The organism is Embleya sp. NPDC005971 (assembly GCF_040629175.1).
GTDB lineage: Bacteria > Actinomycetota > Actinomycetes > Streptomycetales > Streptomycetaceae > Embleya.
On sequence record NZ_JBEXUX010000076.1, the window covers coordinates 25,015 to 46,842 of the forward strand.

General features: G+C 70.4%; 20 protein-coding genes and 2 pseudogenes. 7 read left to right on the forward strand and 15 right to left on the reverse strand.

The genetic code is table 11. From position 1 onward, the window contains the following. Nucleotides 1-146: 146 nt before the first annotated feature. The 3 genes from ABZ374_RS40870 to ABZ374_RS40880 form a co-directional block, all read right to left on the reverse strand. Entirely contained in the window at nt 147-1,280 is a 1,134-nt protein-coding gene (locus tag ABZ374_RS40870) for a PDR/VanB family oxidoreductase (RefSeq protein ID WP_360322092.1), read from the reverse strand. Further along, nucleotides 1,277-2,230 (reverse strand): metal-dependent hydrolase, encoded by a 954-nt coding sequence (locus tag ABZ374_RS40875; protein WP_360322095.1) that lies wholly within the window; start codon nt 2,228-2,230, stop codon nt 1,277-1,279. The genes ABZ374_RS40870 and ABZ374_RS40875 overlap by 4 nt, the downstream gene beginning before the upstream one ends. A 107-nt stretch (nt 2,231-2,337) precedes the next feature. Next, nucleotides 2,338-2,901 carry a hypothetical protein gene (locus ABZ374_RS40880; protein ID WP_360322098.1) on the reverse strand — a complete coding sequence of 188 codons (564 nt, stop codon included), beginning with the start codon at nt 2,899-2,901 and terminating at the stop codon, nt 2,338-2,340. 368 nt (nt 2,902-3,269) lie between these two features. Between ABZ374_RS40880 and ABZ374_RS40885 the strand changes: the two genes are divergently transcribed. Beyond that, complete coding sequence (locus ABZ374_RS40885; RefSeq protein WP_360322101.1) at nt 3,270-3,869, forward strand: TetR/AcrR family transcriptional regulator; 600 nt, start codon at nt 3,270-3,272, stop codon at nt 3,867-3,869. 210 nt (nt 3,870-4,079) lie between these two features. Here ABZ374_RS40885 and ABZ374_RS40890 read toward each other — a convergent pair whose 3' ends face one another. The 5 genes and pseudogenes from ABZ374_RS40890 to ABZ374_RS40910 all read right to left on the reverse strand — a co-directional run bounded on the left by ABZ374_RS40890 (nt 4,080) and on the right by ABZ374_RS40910 (nt 10,054). Next, on the reverse strand, nt 4,080-4,919 hold the full coding sequence (locus tag ABZ374_RS40890; protein ID WP_360322104.1) for a carbohydrate-binding protein: 840 nt from the start codon (nt 4,917-4,919) through the stop codon (nt 4,080-4,082). A gap of 78 nt (nt 4,920-4,997) precedes the next feature. Beyond that, on the reverse strand, nt 4,998-5,996 hold the full coding sequence (locus ABZ374_RS40895) for an AraC family transcriptional regulator (RefSeq protein ID WP_360322107.1): 999 nt from the start codon (nt 5,994-5,996) through the stop codon (nt 4,998-5,000). Between the two features lie 770 nt (nt 5,997-6,766). Then, nucleotides 6,767-7,342 (reverse strand): carbohydrate binding domain-containing protein, encoded by a 576-nt coding sequence (locus tag ABZ374_RS40900; protein WP_360322154.1) that lies wholly within the window; start codon nt 7,340-7,342, stop codon nt 6,767-6,769. A 45-nt stretch (nt 7,343-7,387) separates the two neighbouring features. Further along, nucleotides 7,388-8,866 (reverse strand): annotated as a pseudogene (locus ABZ374_RS40905) (chitinase); the annotation flags it as partial. Nucleotides 8,867-9,151: 285 nt separating this feature from the next. Then, nucleotides 9,152-10,054 carry a lytic polysaccharide monooxygenase gene (locus ABZ374_RS40910; protein WP_360322110.1) on the reverse strand — a complete coding sequence of 301 codons (903 nt, stop codon included), beginning with the start codon at nt 10,052-10,054 and terminating at the stop codon, nt 9,152-9,154. Nucleotides 10,055-10,973: 919 nt separating this feature from the next. Here ABZ374_RS40910 and ABZ374_RS40915 point away from each other — a divergent pair. From ABZ374_RS40915 to ABZ374_RS40925, 3 genes are all read left to right on the forward strand, one after another. After that, complete coding sequence (locus ABZ374_RS40915; protein WP_360322113.1) at nt 10,974-12,554, forward strand: cellulose binding domain-containing protein; 1,581 nt, start codon at nt 10,974-10,976, stop codon at nt 12,552-12,554. A 309-nt stretch (nt 12,555-12,863) separates the two neighbouring features. Then, entirely contained in the window at nt 12,864-13,646 is a 783-nt protein-coding gene (locus tag ABZ374_RS40920; protein ID WP_360322116.1) for a helix-turn-helix transcriptional regulator, read from the forward strand. After that, complete coding sequence (locus tag ABZ374_RS40925) at nt 13,630-13,845, forward strand: DUF397 domain-containing protein (protein ID WP_360322119.1); 216 nt, start codon at nt 13,630-13,632, stop codon at nt 13,843-13,845. Before ABZ374_RS40920 ends, ABZ374_RS40925 begins: the two co-directional genes overlap by 17 nt. A 373-nt stretch (nt 13,846-14,218) precedes the next feature. Here the strand turns inward: ABZ374_RS40925 and ABZ374_RS40930 are convergent, their stop codons facing one another. Beyond that, the gene (locus ABZ374_RS40930; protein ID WP_360322122.1) at nt 14,219-15,454 is read right to left on the reverse strand and encodes an alpha/beta hydrolase; all 1,236 of its coding nucleotides are present in this window, start codon (nt 15,452-15,454) and stop codon (nt 14,219-14,221) included. Nucleotides 15,455-15,760: 306 nt separating this feature from the next. On the opposite strand from ABZ374_RS40930, the gene ABZ374_RS40935 reads away from it, so the two are divergent. Continuing rightward, the gene (locus ABZ374_RS40935; RefSeq protein WP_360322125.1) at nt 15,761-16,249 is read left to right on the forward strand and encodes an SRPBCC family protein; all 489 of its coding nucleotides are present in this window, start codon (nt 15,761-15,763) and stop codon (nt 16,247-16,249) included. Between the two features lies 1 nt (nt 16,250). Here the strand turns inward: ABZ374_RS40935 and ABZ374_RS40940 are convergent, their stop codons facing one another. The 5 genes from ABZ374_RS40940 to ABZ374_RS40960 all read right to left on the reverse strand — a co-directional run bounded on the left by ABZ374_RS40940 (nt 16,251) and on the right by ABZ374_RS40960 (nt 19,797). Next, on the reverse strand, nt 16,251-17,000 hold the full coding sequence (locus tag ABZ374_RS40940) for an alpha/beta hydrolase (protein ID WP_360322128.1): 750 nt from the start codon (nt 16,998-17,000) through the stop codon (nt 16,251-16,253). Between the two features lie 183 nt (nt 17,001-17,183). Further along, nucleotides 17,184-17,876, reverse strand: a complete 693-nt coding sequence (locus tag ABZ374_RS40945) for an alpha/beta hydrolase (protein WP_360322131.1) — start codon at nt 17,874-17,876, stop codon at nt 17,184-17,186. A gap of 169 nt (nt 17,877-18,045) precedes the next feature. Further along, on the reverse strand, nt 18,046-18,501 hold the full coding sequence (locus ABZ374_RS40950) for a hypothetical protein (RefSeq protein WP_360322134.1): 456 nt from the start codon (nt 18,499-18,501) through the stop codon (nt 18,046-18,048). Nucleotides 18,502-18,613: 112 nt separating this feature from the next. Further along, the gene (locus ABZ374_RS40955) at nt 18,614-19,162 is read right to left on the reverse strand and encodes a hypothetical protein (protein ID WP_360322137.1); all 549 of its coding nucleotides are present in this window, start codon (nt 19,160-19,162) and stop codon (nt 18,614-18,616) included. A 293-nt stretch (nt 19,163-19,455) separates the two neighbouring features. Further along, nucleotides 19,456-19,797, reverse strand: coding sequence for a helix-turn-helix transcriptional regulator (locus ABZ374_RS40960; protein ID WP_360322140.1), 342 nt, complete (start codon nt 19,795-19,797; stop codon nt 19,456-19,458). Between the two features lie 106 nt (nt 19,798-19,903). Here ABZ374_RS40960 and ABZ374_RS40965 point away from each other — a divergent pair, with 106 nt between their 5' ends. Then, on the forward strand, nt 19,904-20,797 hold the full coding sequence (locus ABZ374_RS40965) for an NAD(P)-dependent oxidoreductase (protein WP_360322142.1): 894 nt from the start codon (nt 19,904-19,906) through the stop codon (nt 20,795-20,797). Nucleotides 20,798-20,930: 133 nt separating this feature from the next. Here ABZ374_RS40965 and ABZ374_RS40970 read toward each other — a convergent pair whose 3' ends face one another. Continuing rightward, nucleotides 20,931-21,407, reverse strand: a complete 477-nt coding sequence (locus tag ABZ374_RS40970) for a DUF6069 family protein (RefSeq protein WP_360322145.1) — start codon at nt 21,405-21,407, stop codon at nt 20,931-20,933. A gap of 201 nt (nt 21,408-21,608) precedes the next feature. Between ABZ374_RS40970 and ABZ374_RS40975 the strand changes: the two are divergent. Continuing rightward, nucleotides 21,609-21,828 (forward strand): annotated as a pseudogene (locus ABZ374_RS40975) (hypothetical protein); the annotation flags it as partial.

The window sequence follows — 21,828 nt, forward strand, 5'->3', positions numbered from 1 at the left end:
TCGTTCGCTGCGCCGGAACCGGTAGCCGTGTGCTCATGAACTCCGCCTTCGTGGAGGTGGGATGACACCGAGTCGGATGCAGCCGGGTGATCCGCGCCCGAGTGGTCGGCACGCGGCCCTTCGGGGGGGAGGGCTCGTCCGGCCGCTCACAGATCCAGTACGAGCCGCTCCCCCTCGGCGGCCCGCGACACGCACACCAACATCGCGCCCGCCGCCCGCTCCCGGTCGGTCAGCCGCAGATCACGATGCTCGACGACACCGGCCGACACCCGGACCCGGCACACCCCGCAGAACCCCTGCCGGCACGAGTAGGCGGTGTCCGGCCGGGCCTCGCGCAGCACGTCGAGGGCGGATCGGTCCGCGGGCACCGACAGGTCCATCCCGCCGTGCGCGAGCCGCAGTTCGAAGGCCCGCCCGTCGACCACCGGCGCCGGCGCGAACCGCTCGAAGTGCAGCCCGCAGGCCGGACTCGCGTCGATCGCCGCCCGGATCCCGGCCAGCATGGGCGCGGGGCCGCAGCAGTACACCGCCGCCCCGGCGGGCGCCCGGCGAAGCAGCTCGGCGCCGTCCGGCAGTCCCGCCTCGTCGTCCGTACGCACCTCGAACCGCCCGTCGGTTCCGCCCAGTTCGGTCAGCTCGGCGCCGAACGGCAACGAGGCGCGGGTGCGGCCGAGGTGGATCAGCCGCCAGTCCAGACCGGCCTGTTCGGCCCGGCGCACCATCGGCAGTATCGGCGTGATGCCGATGCCGCCGGCCAGGAAGAGCACGGCCGGTTCGGCGGCGAACGGGAACGCGTTGCGCGGACCGGCCGTGCGCAACGTCGCGCCGACCGGCAGCGCGTCGTGGATCTCCACCGATCCGCCGCCGCCCTCGGCGAGTCGGCGGACCGCGATCCGGTAGGTGTAGCGATCCCGCGGGTCGCCGCACAACGAGTAGTGCCGGCGGCGTCCGGAGGGCAGTTCCAACAGCAGGTGGGCGCCGGGCTGCCAGCCGGGCAGTCGGCCGCCGGCCGGTGCGCCCAACCGCAGCGAGAGCACGTCCCGCGCCTCGACGACCCGTTCGCGCACCACGAGTTCGAGTGATCCGGGTCGGGTGTTCGGCGCGGTGGGCGGCCCCGCGAAACGGGCTCGGCGCCGTCCCCGGTGGGCGAGCGCCCCGGTGTGCAGCCGGCCGAGCACGGTCAGCGCGCGCATCATCCGGTCGCCGCGCTCGCGCCGGTACAGGTCCGGCGGCGCACCGGTCGGCAACGGCACCGAAGTCGGCGGCGTGGCCGGGCTCACCGGGCTGCGGCCCGGGCTGCGGGCGAGCAGGCCAGGTAGGCGACGGCCTGGCTCGTGGAGCCCTCCTGGGTGGGGTGGTAGCGCGGCTTGACGTAGCGCGCGGCGGACCGCGCGACGCCGGTGAGCCCCGGCAACAACCCGCGCCTCGACGCCTGTACGTACGCACGCCAGGTCGGCCTGCCCCGGCCCGCCGCCTCGGGGTCGGCGAACATCAGGAAGCGCACCCCGCGCACCCACAGCCAGATCAGCACCGGGCCGGTGACCGCCATGGTGCGCATCCGACGCGAATAGCTCGGGTCCACATGCACGAGCAGGTCGTAGGCGACGCTGCGGTGTTCCACCTCCTCGGCACCGTGCCAACGCAGCAGGTCGAGCATCGTCGGATCCGCCTCGGCCCGGTCCAGGCCGGGCGCGTTGAGCACCCAGTCGCCGAGGAACGCGGTGAAGTGCTCGATCGCGGCGATGATCGCGACCCGCTCGATCAGGTGTTCGCGGCCGGCGGCGCCGGCGAGGTCGTCCCGGGCGCCGAGCACCCGATGGAAGAGCCACTCCACCTGACGCAGGAACGGCGTCGGGTCCAGGCCCTTGGCCGGCAGCAGGTCCAGCACGCCCTGGTGCGCCTCGGCGTGCACGGACTCCTGGCCGATGAAGCCGATCACGTCCTCGCGCAGCCGCTCGTCGGTGATCAGCGGCAGCGCCTCCTGGAAGGTGCGCACGAACCAGCGCTCGCCCTCGGGCAACAACAGGTGCAGCACGTTCATCGTGTGCGTGGCCATCGGTTCGCCCGGCACCCAGTGCATCGGCAGGCGCGACCAGTCGAACCGCACGTCGCGCGGATCCAGCGCCAGGTCGCGGTGTTCGTCGTCGCGAACGACGGGGCCGTCGACGGGAGTTCGGATCGAGCGCCGGGCGATCCGCGGGACCGCTGCGGCGGGGGGAGCCGGGGACATGGCGGTGCTCCTTCGTCGGAAGGACTCTTGTTACCCCACAGTAGGGAGTGTTGAACAAAAGTCAATACTCCGCTCGCACGTCGCCTTCGGCCGCTCCGGGAGGAGGGTCAGGACGGCTTGAGCACGATGTCGGTGGTCAGCTTGTCCGCGTGTACGAACGCCTGTTGGGCGTGCACATCGGTCATGAACACGAACGGCGGGATGATCGGCGGCAGCGGCAACGCGTCGGGCGCGAAGTCGAGGCAGATCAGGCCCTCGATGCAGCCGTGCAACCGGGTGAGGTAGATCCGCACATGGCCGACCAGATCCAGGCTGCGGGTGGTCAGCTTCACGTTGCCCCCGGGGTCGACGGTGGTGAGGGCGTAGTCCTTCAGGTGCGCCGAATCCATGGTCAGGACCAGCACCTTGCGCGGCCCGGCGGCGGTGTCGACGGTGGTCACCCCCGCCAGGGCGAAGCCGTTCGGCGCGAACACGCTCGCGGTGATGTCCACCGGCTTCGCGTTGGCCCGCGCGCCGGGCGCCGGTGCGGCGGCCGATGTCCGCGACGGCGGTGCGGCACGCGCTCGCTCGGCGCTCGGGCCGACGACCGCGGAGGCGGCGATCAACACCGCAACTGCCGCCGCCGGGAGGGCGGAAGGATGGGTTCGGTGCGGCCGCGGGCTGGAATCCATGTCGAGTCCGTCCTCGTCGGAATCGGTCGCGCTGCGGGGGTGCCGTGGATCGGGGCCGACGACGATGCGGGTGCCGTCGGTCGAAAAGCACGATGCCGCGGCGGGTTGCCTGCCGCGAACCGCGATGCCTTGCCGAGAAATGAGGCGACCGGGAGGATTCCCCGAACCGCCCGAGGGCTGCGCCGGTACTCTTGCCGTGGACGTGGCACGCGGAGCGCGATCGCCCGCACCACGTTGCCGCCAACCGTGCACGTACCTTGCCGCGACCGAGACTAGGCGTCGTTTTGAATCAAAGTCAACGATCCCGCCGGGACGGCCGCCGGACCCCGCCCGAATCCGAACGCTCGCAGGCCCGCCGGGCCGAACTCGTGGCCATCGGAAGGCAATTGTTCGCCCACACCTCGTACGACGCACTGTCCGTGGACGAGATCGCCGGCCGGGCGAATGTCGCCAAGGGCCTGCTCTACTACTACTTCCGGAACAAGCGCGGCTACTACCTCGCGGTGATCGAGGACTCGGTGGCCGACCTGGTCGCCCGGGCCCGCAGCGATGCGGATCAGCCCGCGGCCGACCGGCTGCGCAAGGTGCTCGACGGCTATCTGCGCTTCGCGCAGGGGAACGAGGCCGCCTACCGCACGGTGGTCAGCGGCGGCGTCGGCTTCGACACGGACGTGCTCACCATCCGCGAACGTGTCCGCGAGGAGATGCTCACCTCACTCGCGGAGGGCGCCTACGGCCGGGCCGACCCGTCGCCGATCGCCCGCGCCGCACTGGTCGGTTGGCTGTACTGCGTCGAGGGGGTCACCCTGGACTGGCTGGCCCGCCGGGAGTTGGCGCGCGAGGAGATCCACCACCTGCTGGTGATGCTGCTCCTGGACACCTTCGTCACCATCGCCCGGTTGGACCCGGCCTGGCCGGCCCCGGAGGCCGCCCTCGCCCTGCACCGGGCGAGCACACCTTCGCAGTAGCGGGCACCGCGAGTGGCGGTCGGGGTGGGCCCGACCCGGCCGGCCGCGTCCGGCTCGACCCCGGGTCGGGCACTCGACACCGGCGGCGGCTCGGCACGGTCCCGGCATCGGGCACAACTTCGAAGGACGACATCGGGGCACGGCATCGGGCCCCGGCGGGTGGCGCCGCCGGGGCCCGTGATCGACTCGCCTCCCCCCGAGGTCGGTCGATCAGATCCGCTGCCACAGAGCCGGCACGTTGGGCGGCTCCCAGCCCGGTTGTGCCGTGTGGCCTTGCAGGCAGCGGTAGTTCTGACCGCCGTAGCTCGCCGTGGCCCCGGCCGGGTAGTTCGTGCCCGCGGCCCAACTCCCGCCGCCCGGCGGGTTGGTGGGCGGCTGGCTCGTCGGCGGGGTGGTCGTCGGCGGAACGCCGTTGACGTTCAGCACGAAGTCGAAGGACGCCTCCTTGCCGGTGTTGACCGTACGGACCGTCATCAGCAGTCGGGGGTCGTAGATGGTGTCGGTGTTGTTGCGCGGCTCACCGGGGAAGTACGTCTGCGTGGTGAGAATGCCGCGGTTGGGCGCCTGGACCTTCATGTGCAGGTGCCGGGTGCGGCCCGGGTACAGGCCGGGCACGACCGTGGTGAGCTTGTAGGCGCCCTGGGCGTTGGTGTACTGGTGACCGCGGAAGGTGTATCCGACGTTGTCGTAGTTGCCGTTGGTGTCCGCCTGCCAGAAGTCGAGCAGCACGTTGGCCAGCGGCTGACACTGCCGCCCGAACACGTACCCCGACACGGTCAGCAGCGTGCCCGCGCCGGTGAGCACCGAGCGCTCGGGCGAGTTGGGCTTGAAGTACGGGCCCTCGGTCTGGTCGATCGTCGGCTCGTCGCCGTCGTGGCAGAAGGGCGTCGGCTCCAGGGTGTGGCCCTGGTCGCGCTGCGCTCGGGCGAGCGCCGGCACACCGCCGATGAGCAGCGGGAGGGGTGCGGCCACCAAGGCCGCCTTGAGCAGGTTCTTGCGGGTGATGCCGCGCCTGACGGGCTCGTCCTGATCGGTGTTGTCGGTGCCCACAGCGACCTCTTCTCGGCGAGGGGACGGGTGACCGGGATCGAGGCGAATCGATCCGGCGCACTCGCGATTGGTCTGAACCTATGCTCGGCGATCGGGCGCGTCGATGGACAAAGCAAGGCTCTCGTGGTGCTTCGCGTTGATCTCTCTGCGGTACTCGCCGGGAGTGCTCCCGGTCTCCCGACGGAAGAACCGGCAGAAGTACGCGGGGTCCGCGAAACCCACCCGATCCGCGACCTGACGTACCGTCAGATCGCTGCCCGCCAGCAGCCGTTTGGCCTCCACCACCTGGGTCTGGCGGATGATCCGGCCGGGCGTACGTCCGGTGGCACTCTTCACCGCATGGTTGAGGTGACCCACCGACACACCCAATTGGGCGGCGTACGCACCGACCGTACGCTCCACCGGATCCAGATCCACCGGCCCGTCCAGGAGCCGGGCGAAACGCTGCGCGATGACGGCGGTCGGACCCGGATCCTGCTCGGGTTCGACATCCGGGTCGTCGTGCGCGGCCAGTCGGGCCGCCCGCAGGATCAGCACATGCAGGTACGCCTGGAGGATCGGGATGAACCCCTCGCCCTGCTCGGTGTATTCGCGGCGCATCTCGGCCACCACCCCGGCCAGCCCCGGCGCCGCGTCGGGTGTGGGGCGCAGCCGTGGGTATCCGGCCAGTTCGCGAATCGTGTCCCGGTCCTCGGGGTGGGCGAGCAGGAAATCGTCGTTGAACAGGACGACCCAGCCGGTGAGTCCCTGCATGCGATGCCAGAAGTGCACCTGGCCCGGCGCGACGAAGAACAGGTGCGGCGGATTGACCGTTCTCGGCGCCAGATCGACCACGTGCGTGCCACGCCCGCCGGTGACGAAGACGATCTCGTAGAAGGTGTGCCGATGCGGGAAGTCGGCCCGCGACATCGGTCCGATCGTGTCGAACGACCCGATCGCGAACGGCAGGATGCCCGGCGCGGGTACGTCCAGCCGATGCAGGGGGACCGCCGGTCGAAGCTGGGTGGGCGAGCTCATCGGCCCCTCCCGACCGGTGCGTCGGGCCTGCCCGGCCTGCTGTTCCTGCGGAAGTCCCATGCCATGTCGGCCCCCTGGCGGTTCTCGGACGATGCGGCCGGCGCTCGATCAGCGGTTCACGCTAGACCGTTCGATACCCGCCGTCGGCGAGTTCGCACCCTCCGTCACGAACTGTCAAACGCCGACCGGTACATCGGAGACCCGGATCACCCGCTCTCGACACCCACCCGCGCCCGAACCCGGGTGCGCGCCGGCAGCAAGTACACCGTGCCGGACACCACGATCGGCAGGGACCAGCCCTTCCGCACAAAGGAGACCCGACCGACGTTTCGTCGGCCGGATCCGAAAGAAACCATATGGTTGGACATTCTCGTGCGACTCCGCCGTTCCGCTCGACGCGGATCACCTTGCCGACGCCGTCGCGGCGGCCGGTGCGGTGAAGTCGGCCGCGCGCAGCTCGGCGACCACGGGCGTGTGGCCCGCCGTCAGCCGGCCGGCGCCTCGTAAAGTCGGCCGTCGGTCCGGAGCTCGTGGACCGGGTCCAGGGCGGTTCGGTCCAAGTGCAGTGCGCGGCTCCCTCCGGCGGATCTGCGCGGCGGTCTCCATGGCGGTTCGGGGTGATCGGGCAGCACCCGCGGGCGTCGTGCGGGTGACGTCCGCAGGTGTTGCCCGATCACCCCGAACCGAGGAGCCGGCCGGTGTACCCACGCCGAGCACCGGCCGCCGGCTCACGGTGGGGTCGCGAGCCGACGTCCGGCGTTCCTGGGCGATCGACGGAGCGTTCGGGGCGGGCCGTGCGGATCCGCACGGCCCGCCCCGGCGGCCCGGTCTCAACTGATCGCGAAGTCGTCCCCGTGGACCGAACCCTGCGCGTACCAACCGTGCAGATAGACGGTCACCGAACCGGAGGCACCGACGGTGAACGGGATGGTCAGCTTGGTCCACGCGGCGCCGGGTGAGGCCCACGTGCTCGCGGTCGCGCCGCCGCTGACGCCCAGGTAGGCGTAGTTGCCGCGGACCCAACCGGTGAGCGTGTGGGCCGAGTTCGGCGCCAGTTGCAGGGTCTGCCGGCATTCGCCGGTCTGGGCCGCGCCGGCCGCCGCCTCGATCGCGTGGGTGCCGCCGTGCGCCACCGAGGTGACCACCGCGCCGCCCGGCTGGCAGGTCCACGGGCTGAGCGCGCCGCTCTCCAGGTCGGCGTTGAGCAGGCCGCCGGTGGGCGCGCCGGTCACGGTGAGGTTGTACACCGTGTTGTGCGTCGCCGAGGGACCTGTGCCGGTGACGGTGAGCGGGTAACTGCCTGCCGGCACGGACGCGGAGGCGGTGATGGTGAGCGTCGCCGACCCGCCTGCGGTCACCGAGGTCGGGCTGACCGTGGCGCCGACTCCGTTGGGCGCGCCGGTCACGGTGAGCGCGACATTTTGCGCGGCGCCCGCCGTGACGGCCGTGTTGATCGACGCCGACGTGGTGCCGCCCTGGGCGACGGTGCCCGAGGCCGGGCTGAGGGTGACGGAGAAGTCGTCGATCACCGGTCCGGAGGTGACGGTGAGCGTGTAGGTCCCGTGGTGCGTCGCCGACGGCCCGGTGCCGGTGACGGTGAGCGGGTAGGTGCCGGGCGTCGCGGACGCGGAGGCGGTGATGTTCAGCGTCGCCGACCCGCCCGCGGTCACCGAGGTCGGGCTGACCGTGGCGCCGACTCCGTTGGGCGCGCCGGTCACGGTGAGCGCGACATTTTGCGCGGTACCCGCCGTGACGGCCGTGTTGATCGTCGCCGAGGTGCTCCCGCCCTTGGCGACCGACCCGGAGCCGGGGTTCAGGGTCAGCGAGAAGTCGTTGGTGACCGGTCCGCCGCCACTGGTGAACGGCGCGAAGGTGTGTGTGAACTGGTAGAGGTCCTGCGGGATTCCGGAGCAGTTGTCGGCCGCCCCGCTACCGGGACAGTTGCCGTTGTCGCGCTGGAGGGCCCACATCGACAGGGTGCTGATGCCCTGCGTCTTGGCCCAGTTGTAGACGGTGACCGCGTCGGCGGTGGTGAACGTCTCGGCCGGGCCGAAGTCGTCCACACCGGGCATCACGGTGATCCCGACCATGGCCCACAACTCGGCCTGGGTCTTGTTCGGGTAGAGCTGCGCGAGTTGGTTCTTCAGGCCGGTCGCCGCCGACTTGGCGTCGTTGGCCATCTGGTGCGGCTGGTTGTCGTAGTAGTCGAACGTCATGATGTTGGCGACGTCGACCTTGGTCCCGTTGGAGACCGCGTTCTGCAGTACGGCCAGGCCGCTCTCGGCCAGACCCTGCGTCGTGGTCGGCAGCGTGTACTGGATCTGCAACGGCCGGCCGGTGCTCGCCGCCCAGGTCTGGACCTGCTTGATCGCCTTGTTGCGGCGGTCGATGCCGGCCGGGTTGGTGAGCGAGTTGTCCTCGATGTCGAGGCAGATCCGGGTCAGGTCGTAGGTCGAGACGACGTTCTGGATGGCACTGGCGATCGAGTTGACGTTGGTGCAACTGTCCGCGATCTCGGTACCGGTGTTGTCCGCCGTGTAGCCGCCGAACGACGCGATCACGTCGCCGCCGGCCGCGCGGATCGAGGCGATCTCCGCGCCGAACGTGGCCTGGGAGATCGGCATCCCGGTATCGCCGTTCCAATACGGCGTACACGATCCCTTGGTCGGGGTCTGGATGAAGGCCATGGTCAGGTACTTCGCGCCGGAGGCGGCGGACAGCGTGGCCGGGTTCTCCCCGGTCCACGCCTCGAAGTACGGCGCGAACACCTGGGTGGGCATCGGTGTGCCGACCGCCTGGGCGACGGTCGTCTCGGGCACCGCCTCCGGCGCAGCGTGCGCCGCGCCGCCTGCGGACAACACGAGCCCCAACGACGCGGCTGCGGTGGTCAGCACGGTCGCCAGGGTGCGGAGCGGACTTGGTCGTCGCATGGGTACTCCCGCATTCGGTGGGACGGGAAGAGGACGGGGCGCGGGGCGGTGCGGGGCGGTGCGCGGTGCGAGACGGTGCGCGGTGCGGGACGGTGGCCGTGCGTCGCTGCGCGGCAGCGGGAGGCGGCGGGGCGGCGGAGGGGCAAAGGTCGAGCGACAGACGACGGTGATCGGTGATCGGGCAAGGTATGGCCCACCTCCGGCCCGGCGGCGGCCGTCGGGTTGGTCGGGCCCGTCGGCTTCGTCCGGACCGGAGGTGGCATCTGTGGGGTGCCGGGCGCGTGGTCAGCGCCGGGCGCGGGCCTCTCGGCGTCGACTGGTCAACACCACGGCGCCGCCGAGGACGACGAGCGCACCGGCACCCGCCGCGCCGACGGTGGCCGCGCTCGGGACGCCGGCGGGGCCGGTGTCCGATACGGCCGCGGCGACCGGCGCCTCGTTGATGGTCGCGGGGTTGCGCCCGGCGGGCTCGATGTAGGGCGCGCCGGTCTCGTGGGCCAGCGGTGCGGTCGCGGGGTTCACCCGCGCGGCGGCGGGGGCGGCGGCGGCTCCGAAAACCACGTCCGAGCAGGAGTAGAACGCCTCGGGGCTGTCGGTGCGTTGGTAGACGACGTAGATCAGGTGCCGACCGGTCTTGCCGGCGGGCATCCGCCCGTTCATCACGAACGACCCGTTGTCCAGCGGCGGATCGGTCTGGGTCAGGAACGGTGTGGGCTCCAGATCCGACCACTTCAGCGGCACCGTCGGGTCGTAGCCGTCCCGGGTCACGTAGAACTCGAACGTGCCGCGGTGCGGCGAGGTGGCTCGGAACAGGAAGTTGAACGTGCTGCCGGCGGAGACCGAGGTCGCCGGCCAGTCGGCGCGCGCCTGGTCGAAGCCCTTGTACTTGTCCCGCCCGGCACTGCACAGCTTGCCGTCCGGAATCACCTGACGATGCCGGCCGGCAACGTCCGCGAGGTTGACCTCGTTCCAGTCGTACACGGGCTGCGTGCCGCCGATCGCGACAGCCGCCTTGCACGCGGCGGACGTGGGGTTCTCCGGGTTCTCGGCGCGGCACGTGCCGGTCCGGCTGAGCGGATTGCTCAGCGTGCCGTGCGCCTGCGCCGTTCCGGTGGCGAGCGCGGTGATCGTCAGGGGCGTCAGACAGCAGGCCGCGGCGAATGCCGCAACCTTGCGGCGAGACTTCATGAAGCCCTCCGGGTAAGGGAATTGCCAATATCGGGGGACGTGCGGGGGCCTCACGACGGGGGCTCGCTCGGGAAAGGAGCCCCCGGATGGGGCGGATCGGCGCGGATGGGACGGTCGGCGCGGACGGGGTGAGTCGGCACTGGTGGGACGGGATCCGCGATGGCCGCGACGGATCCGGGTGTTCCGGCATACGGGTACCGACGCCTGTGGTCCGGGGGGACAGGTATAGACCAATGGCTGCGGCGGTACTCAGAGTCGCCGTGCTCGTCCGGTCGCGCAAGAGCACGGAGCCGGTCTTTCCGGCGGGACGGCCCGATCGGACCGTCATTACTCCCCAACCGAGACGTTGCGAACTGCGCCGAAAAGTCGGGATGGCCTGCGCGACCTTGTTTCTGACACACCGTCAGTTGTGTCGTCATTGTGGCGAGGAAAAATTTTCCGCGATTGCCGGCCGCCTTGCCAATACTTGCCGGGCAACCCCAAAAAGTGCCCGCACACCTATGGACGGGAACCAGGTTGGTATAGACCATTGTCCGTGCAAGGACGCTCGTCGGCGCGATGCGGACGGCGATCGTCCGGCCTTTCCGAAGATCGGCGCCACCGCGAACCCCCCGAGCACCAAGCGCCAGACGCCCGAACACCCAGCACTCCGACACCGACTGCCCCACCGCCCGGCCGCGAGCGGTGGCGCACGCCAACCGGCGGCGTGTGCACGGCATGTCCACCACCGCTCTCGTCCCCCGACTCGTGTCCCAAGACGTGTCCAGGAGCCGGCTCGATGATCTCTGCGTTCCCCGCCCCACACCGCAATTCGCGCCCCAGCACCGTGCTTTCCCACAACTCGCCTCCCCGCGACCCACGCCCCGGTAGGGCTCGTTCCGACCAGGGCACGCCTCCTCCCGGGGCTCGTCGCCGATCGTTGCGCACGCTCGCCCGGGTCCTGGCCGCAACCGTCGTCGCACCGCTCGCACTTGTCGTGCTGCCCACCGGTGCCGCGCACGCCGCGACTCCCGAGGCGACGTTCGCCAAGGCGTCCGACTGGGGTTCCGGCTTCACCGGGCAGTACACGATCCGCAACCAGGGAACCGTCGCACTCACCGCCTGGCGGGTCGAGTTCGACCTGCCCGCCGGCACCACCGTCGGCTCGTACTGGGATGCCCTGCAGACCGGATCGACCGGCGGCCACTACGTCTTCACCAACCGCGAGTACAACGGCGCCCTCGCCCCGGGTGCCTCGGTCACCTTCGGCTTCCTCGGCTCGGGCCCGGGAACTCCCGCCGGCTGCAAGCTCAACGGCAACCCGTGCGTCGGACCGGCCGTCCCCGACACCACCCCGCCCAGTACACCGACCGACCTGCGCGTGACCACGGCCGGCCCGAACGCGCTGGCCCTGTCCTGGACCGCGTCCACCGACAACGACCGGGTGGCCGGCTACGACATCCAGGTCGACGGCGCCGCGACCACGACCAGTGCCGGTCCGGGCGTGACGTTGTCCGGGCTCACCCCCGGCACCGCCTATGCGGTCAAGGTGCGCGCGAAGGACGCGGCGGGCAACGTGTCCCCATTCACTCCCGAGCTGATCGCCACCACCACGACCGGCGGTGGCAATCCCCCACCGGGATCGGTGCGCAGCGTCCCGTACATCGACATCACCGCACCCACCCCGACCCTGACCGACGTTGCCGCGGCCACCGGCCAGAAGTTGTTCACGCTCGCCTTCGTACTGGGCAGCAACAGCGGCTGCGACCCCAAGTGGGGCGGCACGATCGCGCTCGACGAACCACGTATCGTCAACCAGATCACCGCACTTCGCGCCCAGGGCGGCGATGTCGTGGTCGCCTTCGGCGGCGCGGCCGGGCCGTACCTGGAGGCGTCCTGCGGCAGCCCCGACGCGCTCGCCGCCGCCTACACCAAGGTGATCGACACCCTCGGCGTCAAGCACCTCGACATCGACATCGAGGCGTCCATCCCGCTCGACACCATGAACAAGGCGCTGGCCAAGGTGCAACGGGACCGACCCGCCACCACCGTCAGCTTCACCCTGATGGTGCAGGGCGACGACTACGGGCTGACCCCGTCCCTGGGCGTGGACCTGCTCAAGAACGCGCGGGACAACGGAGTTCGGGTCGACATCGTCAATCCGATGGCGATGGAATTCGGCACCTCGCGCCCGGTGTGGGGCGACGCGGTGATCACCGCCGCCGAATCGACGCTGCGTCAGATGAAGGAGATCTGGCCCGCCAAGTCGGACGCCGAACTCAAGAGCATGCTCGCGGTCACCCCGATGATCGGCCGCAACTTCAACGGCAAGACCTTCGTCCAGTCGGACGCGAACAAGCTGGTCGCCTGGGCGAACACCAACCACATCGGCCGGCTGGCGTTCTGGTCGGTGGGCCGGGACAACGGCTCCTGCCCGGGCGGCGGCGTGTCGCCCACGTGCAGCAGCATCAGTCAATCGCCCTACGAATTCACCAACCTGTTCAAGAACTTCACCGGCTGAACCCACCTGCCCGGCATCGGTCGACCCCCTTTCGGCCGGTGCCTCCCGCGCCCGGCGGCGCCCACGCGACGCCGCCGGGCCACCCTCTCACCGGGCCCGATCGATCTCGGCGGCAACCGCCGGTCGCAGGCCCGCCGCGGTACCGATGGGGTCGGATATCAGGATTCGTGCGCAACACATCACTTTCAACCGTTACGTTGATCGCGGGCCGGGGCCGACCCTGACGTCGCGTACGAAGCGGAGTGATGACCCATGCCACGCAGGAATCTGGACCCGTACAAGTCGCCGAGAGCCTTCTACGCCTCGGAGTTGCTCCGACTGCGCGAGGCCGCGGGACTGACCCAGGCTCAGCTCGCCGAACACGTGTTCTGCCACGATTCGAACATCGCCCACTTCGAATCGGGTACCCGGCGGCCCCAGGTGGAGACCTCGAAGATGTTCGACGAGGTGTTCGACACCGGGCAACACCTCCAACGCCTGTGCGCGTTGGCCCGCCGGTCCGGACACGCCGAATACTTCGCGGACGCTGCGGAGTTGGAGGAACGCGCGCTGACGATCAGCGAGTACTCACCGATGCTGGTGCCGGGATTCCTGCAAACCGAGGCGTACGCACGCGCATTCACCAAGTCCGCTCGCCCTTTCGCTGCCGAGGACGAAATCGAAGAACTCGTGCGAACACGCATGGAGCGAGCGCGGTTGCTGGAGAAGGAACACCCGCCCAAAGTCTGGGAGATCATTCACGAGGCTGCGCTTCACGTCGTCGTGGGGTCGCCCGAGGTCATGCACGAGCAGTTGCTGGCCGTCGTCGAGGCGGGCCGAAGTCGGCGCTACCTGGTACAGGTGCATCCGTTCACAGGCGGCCCACACCCGTTCATGACGGGCGTCGTCTCCTTGATGTCCTTCGCGGATTCCTCACCTGTCGTATACGTCGAGGGCGCATACACGGGCCAGTTGATCGATGATCCGACCGTGGCCGGGAGATATCGGAAGGCATACGATCTGGCCAGAGCGGCCGCGCTCTCGCCGGCGGCTTCCTTGCTCCTGATCGAATCCGTAGCGAAGGGTTTCGCAACCGATGAGCATCGCACATGACCTGAGCACTGCCCGCTGGCGCAAGTCCTCCTACACGAACGCTGACGGCGGCAACTGCGTCGAGGTGGCCGGCGGCCTGCCCGGCATCGTCCCGGTCCGCGACAGCAAGGTCCTCGACAGCCCCACACTCGTCTTCGAGAACGACGGCTGGTCGGCCCTGTTGTCCGACCTCGCAGCCGGCGACCACGCGACCCACTGACAACGGTTGGAGTCCCGAAGCCCAACAGCCCCGGGACTCCAACCACGTCACATATCGGGCCAATCTCTTGGCAGGGCTTTTTTACCGGAGTATGGTGGTTAGTGGCCTACGGGGCGAGCGAGGGAGTTCGACCGATCAGTGGGTGGCCTTGGAGAAGGGAGCTTCGGCTCATGCCAAGGTCGGGCGGTCGGGCTGAGAGGCGAGAAGGTCGAATGGACCGGATCGCGACCCCTAGCACCTGATTCGGACAATGCCGGCGCAGGGAGTCCCACCTCGTAGGTCTTTTACGCGCGTACGTCGACCCGGGCACCGGGCACGACGGCCGCGCGTTCGCATGTCTTGGCCCGGCCCGGCCTGGCCGGCCTCCGAGCGATCACCGACCCGGATTGTTGAACCGGACCTCCGGGTTGGCAGGTGTCGCGCCCACCAACCAGGGCTGCGGGATGCACTTCAAGTGGAGGTCGAAGAAGGCCCCGACGTAGGCCCGAGTCAGGGCCAGCCCGCGCTCCCCGGCGAGCCCGGTCGGCAACCCGCCGCCGGGCAGGCCCAGTTGGTCGAGGAAGACCGGGATGTCGCTGAAGCTGTAGTGATTCGCGCCGGTCACCGTCAACCACCGCTTCCACCCGTCCAGTCGAGCCCACGCCTGGTCCCAACTGGGATCCGTACCTCCCGGTCGATGCACCTCGTCGCCCGTGCCGAGCAGCATGAACGGGCGCCCGCGCAGGCCCGTTTCGGGTACCGCAGAGTGGAACGCGCCGTCGATGTTCACGCCCGCCCGGACCCGGGAATCGGCCGCCATCGCCGCCGCCGAACTCGCGCCGCCGATCGAGTGCCCTGCCATGCCGATCCGGTTGCGGTCGATCAGGGCGGCGTAGCGCCAGGCCGACCGGGGTCCGGTGAGTCGATCCAGTACGAAGGACGCGTCCTTGGCCCGACCGGCGGTAACGGCCTCCAGGTCCGCTTCGGTCCGGACCTTGTCACACGCGACGCAGGTGAGCATCCGGCCGCCCGGGAACGCGGTTCCCACCGACTCGTACGCGTGGTCGACGGCGGCCACCACGTAGCCGCGGCTTGCCAGTTCCTCCGCCAGGCCGGTGAGGGTGTACGCGGAGACCCCGAATCCCGGGGACAACAGGACGAGCGGAAACCGGCCGGAGGCGGGCCGGGCATCGACCTCGGCGTCGGTCGCGGTGGCACTGAGCGTCTCGGCGGGGAAGGCGTCGCCCATCCCCCGGTCCGCGAGCAGCAGGCGGGCCTCTTCGACAGTGGCGTAGCGGGCGGGCGTGCGGGTGCGGGTGCCGCGCTGGGCGGGGTAGTAGACGCCGACCATCAGCTCGCGTGCACCGGCTTGCGGCACCCACGGGTCCCGGCGGGTCCGGTCGACGAGGTGCAGGGATTCCCGACCGACGGCGAACGGGCCGGTCGGGTGCGGCAACGAGGTCCGATCGGCCGAGGCCGGGAGGTCGGCGGCGGCAATAGTGGCGGAGGCGGCGGAGGTCGCGCCTGCGGCTGCGGGTTGCGCCAGTGCGGTCGGCACGGCCAGCGCGAGGGCCAGGGTCAAGGCGAACGCGGAAAGCGCGCCCGTCGGGTTCGGCGAGGATCGTTTCATGTACCGATCCTGGGCTTCGGAGCCGGTTGCGGGCATCGGCCGGCGGTAGCACCGCGGCGCGGGCCCGGCGTACATCCTCGGGCGCATCCGGCCGCCCTACGACCGATGGTTCGGGGAAAGTCGGCGGACCTGCGGCCCGGTCCGGATCGGCCGATCGGAGCACCGCCGAACCGTCCGTGCGGTCCTTCGGCGTGGCGTACGCACGGTGCCGGGCTGTCGGGTCGAAGCGGCGGATAGTGGGACGAAGGCGATCCCCGGGCATCGGTCGCGCCCGCGTTCGATGCCGCCTCTGTTGGGAGAAACCCCGTGTCCGACACCCAGTTCACCTATGTCATGTACGTCCGCACCACCCCCGAGGAGTTGTGGCGCGCGCTGACCGAGCGCACCGAGATCGACCGCTACTTCGACGGATCGGGGCCGGAATCGGACTGGCGGGTCGGCTCGCCCGTCCGCTGGTCGATGGCACCGCGCACGGCGCCGCGGGACGCCGGTCAGGTGGTCCTGGCGGCCGAGCCGCCGCGTCGACTGGCCTATACGTGGCACAACTACGAGCCGGAGATCGCCGAGATGTTCGGCTGGAGCCCGGAACAACTCGCCGAACAGCGCCGTGAGCCGATCTCTCGGGTCTCCTTCGACCTGGTACCGCTGGGCGAAGTGGTCGCGCTGCGGGTCCTGCATGACGGCTTCGCACCGGAATCCGAGATGCTCAAGAGCATCCGGGAGGGCTGGCCGATGATCCTGTCCAACCTCAAGACGATGCTGGAGACCGGCGAGACCTTGCGCTTCGGCGCGTAGCTCAGCGCTTGGAACCGGTGGGGTCGGTGGAGCCTGCGGCGCCGGTGGGATCTGTCGGTGTGCGCAGGAAGGACCGGGTGACCTCGGTGAAGGCTTGGGGCTCGGCGGCGTGGACCAGGTGGCCGGCCGGGATGGTGACCACCCGGGCGTCCGGCAGCCGGCGGGTCCACTCGGTGACCCGGTCCTGCGGAATGTGGCTCGTCGAGCCGCCGGCGACCACGAGGGTGGGGGCGGTGATCCGGGCCAGGCGTTCCCACCACACCGGATCGGGGGTGTCGATCTGCTTGCGGACGGCGACGACCATGTCCCAGTCGAAGCCGAGTTCGCCCTCGGGCCGGGTCGGCGGGACGGGATCGCGCGGCAGCGGCACAGAGACGTCCTCCAGTACCAACCGGCCCACCCGATGCGGGTGTTCCTGCGCGAACAGGTAGGCCACGACGCCACCCATCGAATGGCCGATCAGGTCCACCCGATCGAGGCCGAGCACGTCGAGAAACGCGACCAGGTCGTCCCGCATCAGTTCGACGGAGTAGTCGCCGGGCCAATCGCTGCGCCCATGCCCGCGCAGATCGACCGCGTACACCCGCCACCGCTCGGCCAGGGCCCCGGCTACTCGGGCCCAGTGCGTGGCGTCCTCACCGAGCGCGTGCAACAGCACCAGCGGCGGGGCCTCCGGCGTGCCCCACACGTCGTACGCCAGGCAAATCCCGCCGACCTCCACCGTGCTCGACGCACCACTCGGTTCACCCATATTCGGACCATAGCCGTGCGACCGGCGGCGACGGAACGTCGTTCGCTGCGGGCCGAATGGGCTGCGGCGGGCGCCGGATCCCGCGCGCCACGCCGGCTCGGGGCGATCGAGCGGGCGGCGTACCGCGCGGGCAGCACTCCTGCGCGATGCGCCTCGGGCGCGATGCGGCGCGGGCGCGGTGGGTCAGATCCAGCCGTCGAGCGACTTCAGGAACGCGTCGAAGTCGTCGCGGTGGATGCAGTGGCCGACGTTTTCGACCACGCGTACCTCGAAGCCGTTCCCGCGCAGTTCCTCGTTCAGCTCCGGCGTCATGATGAAGCTGTCCGACGCGGACTGGACCAGGCTGGGCACCACGGGCGCGGCGGGAACGTAGTCCGGGTCGAAGTCGCCCAACCGGGTCAGGAAGTCCTGGTCGAACTTCCGGAAGCCGTCGAGTTCGGCCTGGACATCCGCCGCGGACCAGCGCGGGTTCATCGCACGAATGCTCTCCAGGGAGGCGTTGGCCACCATCGCCCGCATCCCCTCGAAGGCACCGGCAGGTACCGAGCCCATCCGAAAGCCCGGGTCGGAGTACACGGCCTTCTTCGGCCGCAACCGCTCGACCGCGAGCGACAGCGCGAGCGCGCCGAGCGAGTGCCCGATCGCCACGTCGGCGCCGACCGGCAGGTTCTCCACGAGGTCGTCGGCCATCGCTTCCGGGCTGTACTGCGCCCGCTCGCTCAGCCCGTGCCCACGCAGGTCCGGCGCGTACACCCGGTAGCCGCGCCCGACCAGCACATCCTCCAACGCGTACCACGTCCCGTGGTCCGACATCCCACCATGAACAAGCACCGCAACCTTGTCCCCGGCCCCACGCTCATGCACATGCAGCTTCACAGAACACGCTCCCCTCTACGCTGACACGATTCAGCATCACTTCACGATGCTACCTCCGCCGCCCACGGGAGACCAGCCGCCACGCACCGGATCCCCCACCTCCCCACCATCCCCGAACACGCCCCCAACGCAGCCCACCTGGGGCACCCGGATGAGGAGGGCGCGGAACCTACAGGCCCAGGCTTGCGACGAAGGCCGAGAAGGCAGGTGCTACGACCCTCCACTCGCAGAGCTGGGGGTTCGTCCAGAAATCACTGCCGACCACGCGAGGATCCGATTGATCGGTGCGGTAGTCGAGCGCCAGGGCAACGTCGTCACCAGGGGTGCGATTGACGGCAATCAGCACCGCCTGTTCAACGTCGAGCCAAGGCAGTTCGAGTGGGACGGCGCCCCTGCTTCCACGTGCCTCGCGAAAAAACGCACAGTGCTCGTCGTCGGCGAACATGTCCATCGAACGGGACTCCGACTCCATCCGCCCCGGGCTCGACAGAAAGACGAGCGGGCTCTTGAACCACGGGACGACCTCCGCCAGTACCGCATCGCCCGGGTGACGCCAAAGGCCGCGATCGATGAGGGAGGTCAGTCCGTCCGGCAGCGCAAGTCCACGAACCATCGAAGACACCATGGCGCACAGCGTCGCACGACTTCGCCGTAGGGCTCCGACGCCCCACGGGCCGACCCACGCATCGCGTGAGCGTTCGAGGTTTCGTAGCGGCACGTGCTCCTGCGGTCGCGTCTCAGTCGGCCTGCGGTCCGTCGTCCACGCACAGGCCGGTCCGGCAACATACGGGCAACCGGTCGGCCGCGATCTCCCGGACACGGTGCAGGCGGGCCCGGTCGGTCTCCACCACCGCGAGGATCTCGAAGGCGGTGCCGGCGGCCCCGATGGATCGATTCGACATGACCTCCTCATAGAGCAGCCATAGACCTCGCACGGCAACGTCTCGGCACAGTTCCGGAAGATCGAGCCCACGTCGGGAAGACACGAAATCCGTGCCGTCACCTGCCACCAGGCACTGCAGGAGGTCCAGGAACTCCGCGCGTGCCGTCGGTGCGACGTCGTCCGCGAGGGCTGCCAGAGCAACGGACGTCACGGCGGGGGCCGGCTCCCACAGGACCACCTCGGACCAGATGTGCCCTTCGAACCCGACGCGGCCGGATTCCCCTCGGAATTCCCCACCCGCAAGCCTCGACAAATCCCCGGCCAGGTGCCCGGCCGAGTCTCCGCACCCGCACAGCATGCCGTTCCAGTCCTGCCGGGCAATCTCAGACTCGACCAGTCGCATGGTTCCCACACTCTAGACGAGACCCACCAAACCCCAACGACCCGCCTGGAGTTGCCAGACTTCAAGGGAACGGACGCCCACCCGCAGCGTGATCGACGGGCCCGGCATCCCTCGATGCCTGGCCCCGACCGCGCCCCCCACCGCGGCGGCCCCGCGTCCACCCGCGATGCCGAGTCGGCTCCGCCTGCGGTTGCACACCCACGCGCCGCGCCCGGCGATCCTCCGGTGAACCGGCCGGCCGAACGGCCGACCGCATCAGCGGCCGGGAGATCACGCGGTCGGGGTCGGTCTTGTCAGCGCGGGGCTTCCGGTTCGGTCGGGGGTTGGGTTTCGAGGTGGAGGAGGGTGGCGAGGAAGCCGGGGAAGCGGTGTTCGAACTCGGGTTCGCGGAGGCGGAGCGTCATGCCCGTGCCGGTGTTGCGTTGGACGACCAGGCCCGCCTCGCGCAGCACCTTCCAGTGGTACGAGCGGGTGGACTTGGTGCCGGGCACCGTGAGTGCCGTACACGGGAGTTCGCGGGTCGGGTCCACGGCCAGTGCGACGACCACGCCGCGTCGGTGTTCGTCGGAGAGCGCGGCGAAGACGTCGCTCAGCGACACCTCGTCGAGCGACGGGTGGTGCATCTGGACAGGCATCCCGATCCGCTCCTTGCCTGGGTCCACGGTTGCCGGCGCAGGCCGTGGGTGTCTACGGTACCGGGGTACGAAGATTTTCGAACCACCCCGATGGGAAGCGCACACCATGACGAACACCCGACCCACCCCCGTTCATCCCACCGTCGCCGTACTGGGCACCGGCATCATCGGCGCCGCCATCGCCCGCAACCTGTCCCGGAACGACTTCGAGGTGCGGGCCTGGAACCGTACGCCCGCCAAGGCCGCGGCCCTGACCGCCGACGGCGTGCGCGCGGTCGAGACGCCGGCCGACGCGGTCTCCGGTGCGGACATCGTGGTCACCGTGCTCAACGACGGCCCCCGGGTCCTGGACGCGATGCGAGCCGCGGTGCCCGGGCTGCGCGCCGGCGCCGTGTGGGTCCAGGTCAGCACGGTCGGCGTCGACGCACTGGACGAACTGGCCGCGTTCGCCGGTGAACACGGGCTGCTGTTGGTGGACGCCCCGGTGCAGGGCACCCGGGGGCCCGCCGAGCAGGGGCAGTTGGTCGTTCTGGCGGCGGGCGCGCCGGCGGCCCGCGAGGTGGTCCAGCCGCTGTTCGACACGATCGGTCGGCGCACCCTGTGGGTCGGCGAGGACGGTACCGCCGGCACGGCCAGTCGCCTCAAGCTCGTGCTCAACACCTGGGTCCTGGCGCTGACCCACGGCGTCGGAGAGGCCCTGGCCCTGGCCCGCGGCCTGGACGTGGACCCGCAACTGTTCCTGGACGTGGTAGGCGGCGGCCCGATGGACAACGCCTACTTCCAGCTCAAGTCGGCCGCGATCCTCTCCGACGACTACACCACCAGCTTCTCGGTGGACAACGCCGAGAAGGACGCCCGTCTGGTGCTTCAGGCCGCCGAACGCGTCGGTGTCCGGATGGACGTCGTCGCTGCCGGGGCGGAGCGCTTCCGCCGCGCCTCCGCACAGGGCCACGGCGACCAGGACATGGCGGCCGGCTACTTCGCCGGCTTCGACCAGTAGACCCACTTCGACAAGCAACCCCGTACGGCGACCCGCATTCGGTCGACCGGGCAGGTCGCGGCGCACGCGACCATGTGGGCCCGGCCGACCGGGCGGGATGCGATCGACACCGCCGCTGCGCCTGCGGACCCGGTCAGCCGCGCGCATCACGCCCACGCCCCGGAGCGCTCGCGAGCCGGCGCACCACCACCGGAACGACGATCGCCGCGGCCACCACGTGCGCGCCGCACAACATCGCCTTGGTCGAGGCCGGCGTGTCACCGGCCCACAGCGGGCCGGCCATGGACAGCGCGGTCAGCACGAGCGTGGCCGCCAGGTACGTCCGGGCCGGGCGGGTCGCGAAGCGTGCGAGGAGTACGGCCAGTAGCGTCCCCACCGACAGGCTGACCGCCGTGCCCATCGCGAACATCCCGACGGTGATCGGTTCCGCCGTCGCCGCCCCGATGTTCCCGGCCCGCATCGGCACGCCGAGGCCCCGGGCGAGCAACCCGTACAACTCCGTGCCGATCGCGGCGGCCACCCCGGCCGCCACGCTCACCGACCACACCGACCAGGACTCCCACGCGGCGGGCGAACGATCGGTCGAGGTCGGGCGCATCGTGGTGTTCATCGACATTCTCCTCTGACATCCGGGCGGTTCCCGTTGCCCGAGGGTCGGAGGCGCTCCCCGCTTCTCGACATCACCACCGCATCACCGAGACCACCGACGCCACCGACACCGCCGGAGGCGTCACGCCCGCTATCGCTTCGCCGCAGTTCGGAACCTCGCACAACGGCCATCGGCGAATTCGTACGTCAGTACGATGCCCGGGTGACGAGTGACGTGGCGACCGATCAGCCGACCCACCGCCAACTACCGCAGGGGAATGAGGAGTTCCCCGACGGCCGTAGTTCCGGGGCCGCACGTCCGGAGCCGCGCGGGTGGGCCTGGTCGCCGGCTCGGTTCGGGTATCGGGATCGGCCGCCGACGTCGTTGCGCGAGCGGTTGGTGCCCTCGTACACCGACAACAGCCCCTACACCGGCGGCGGCT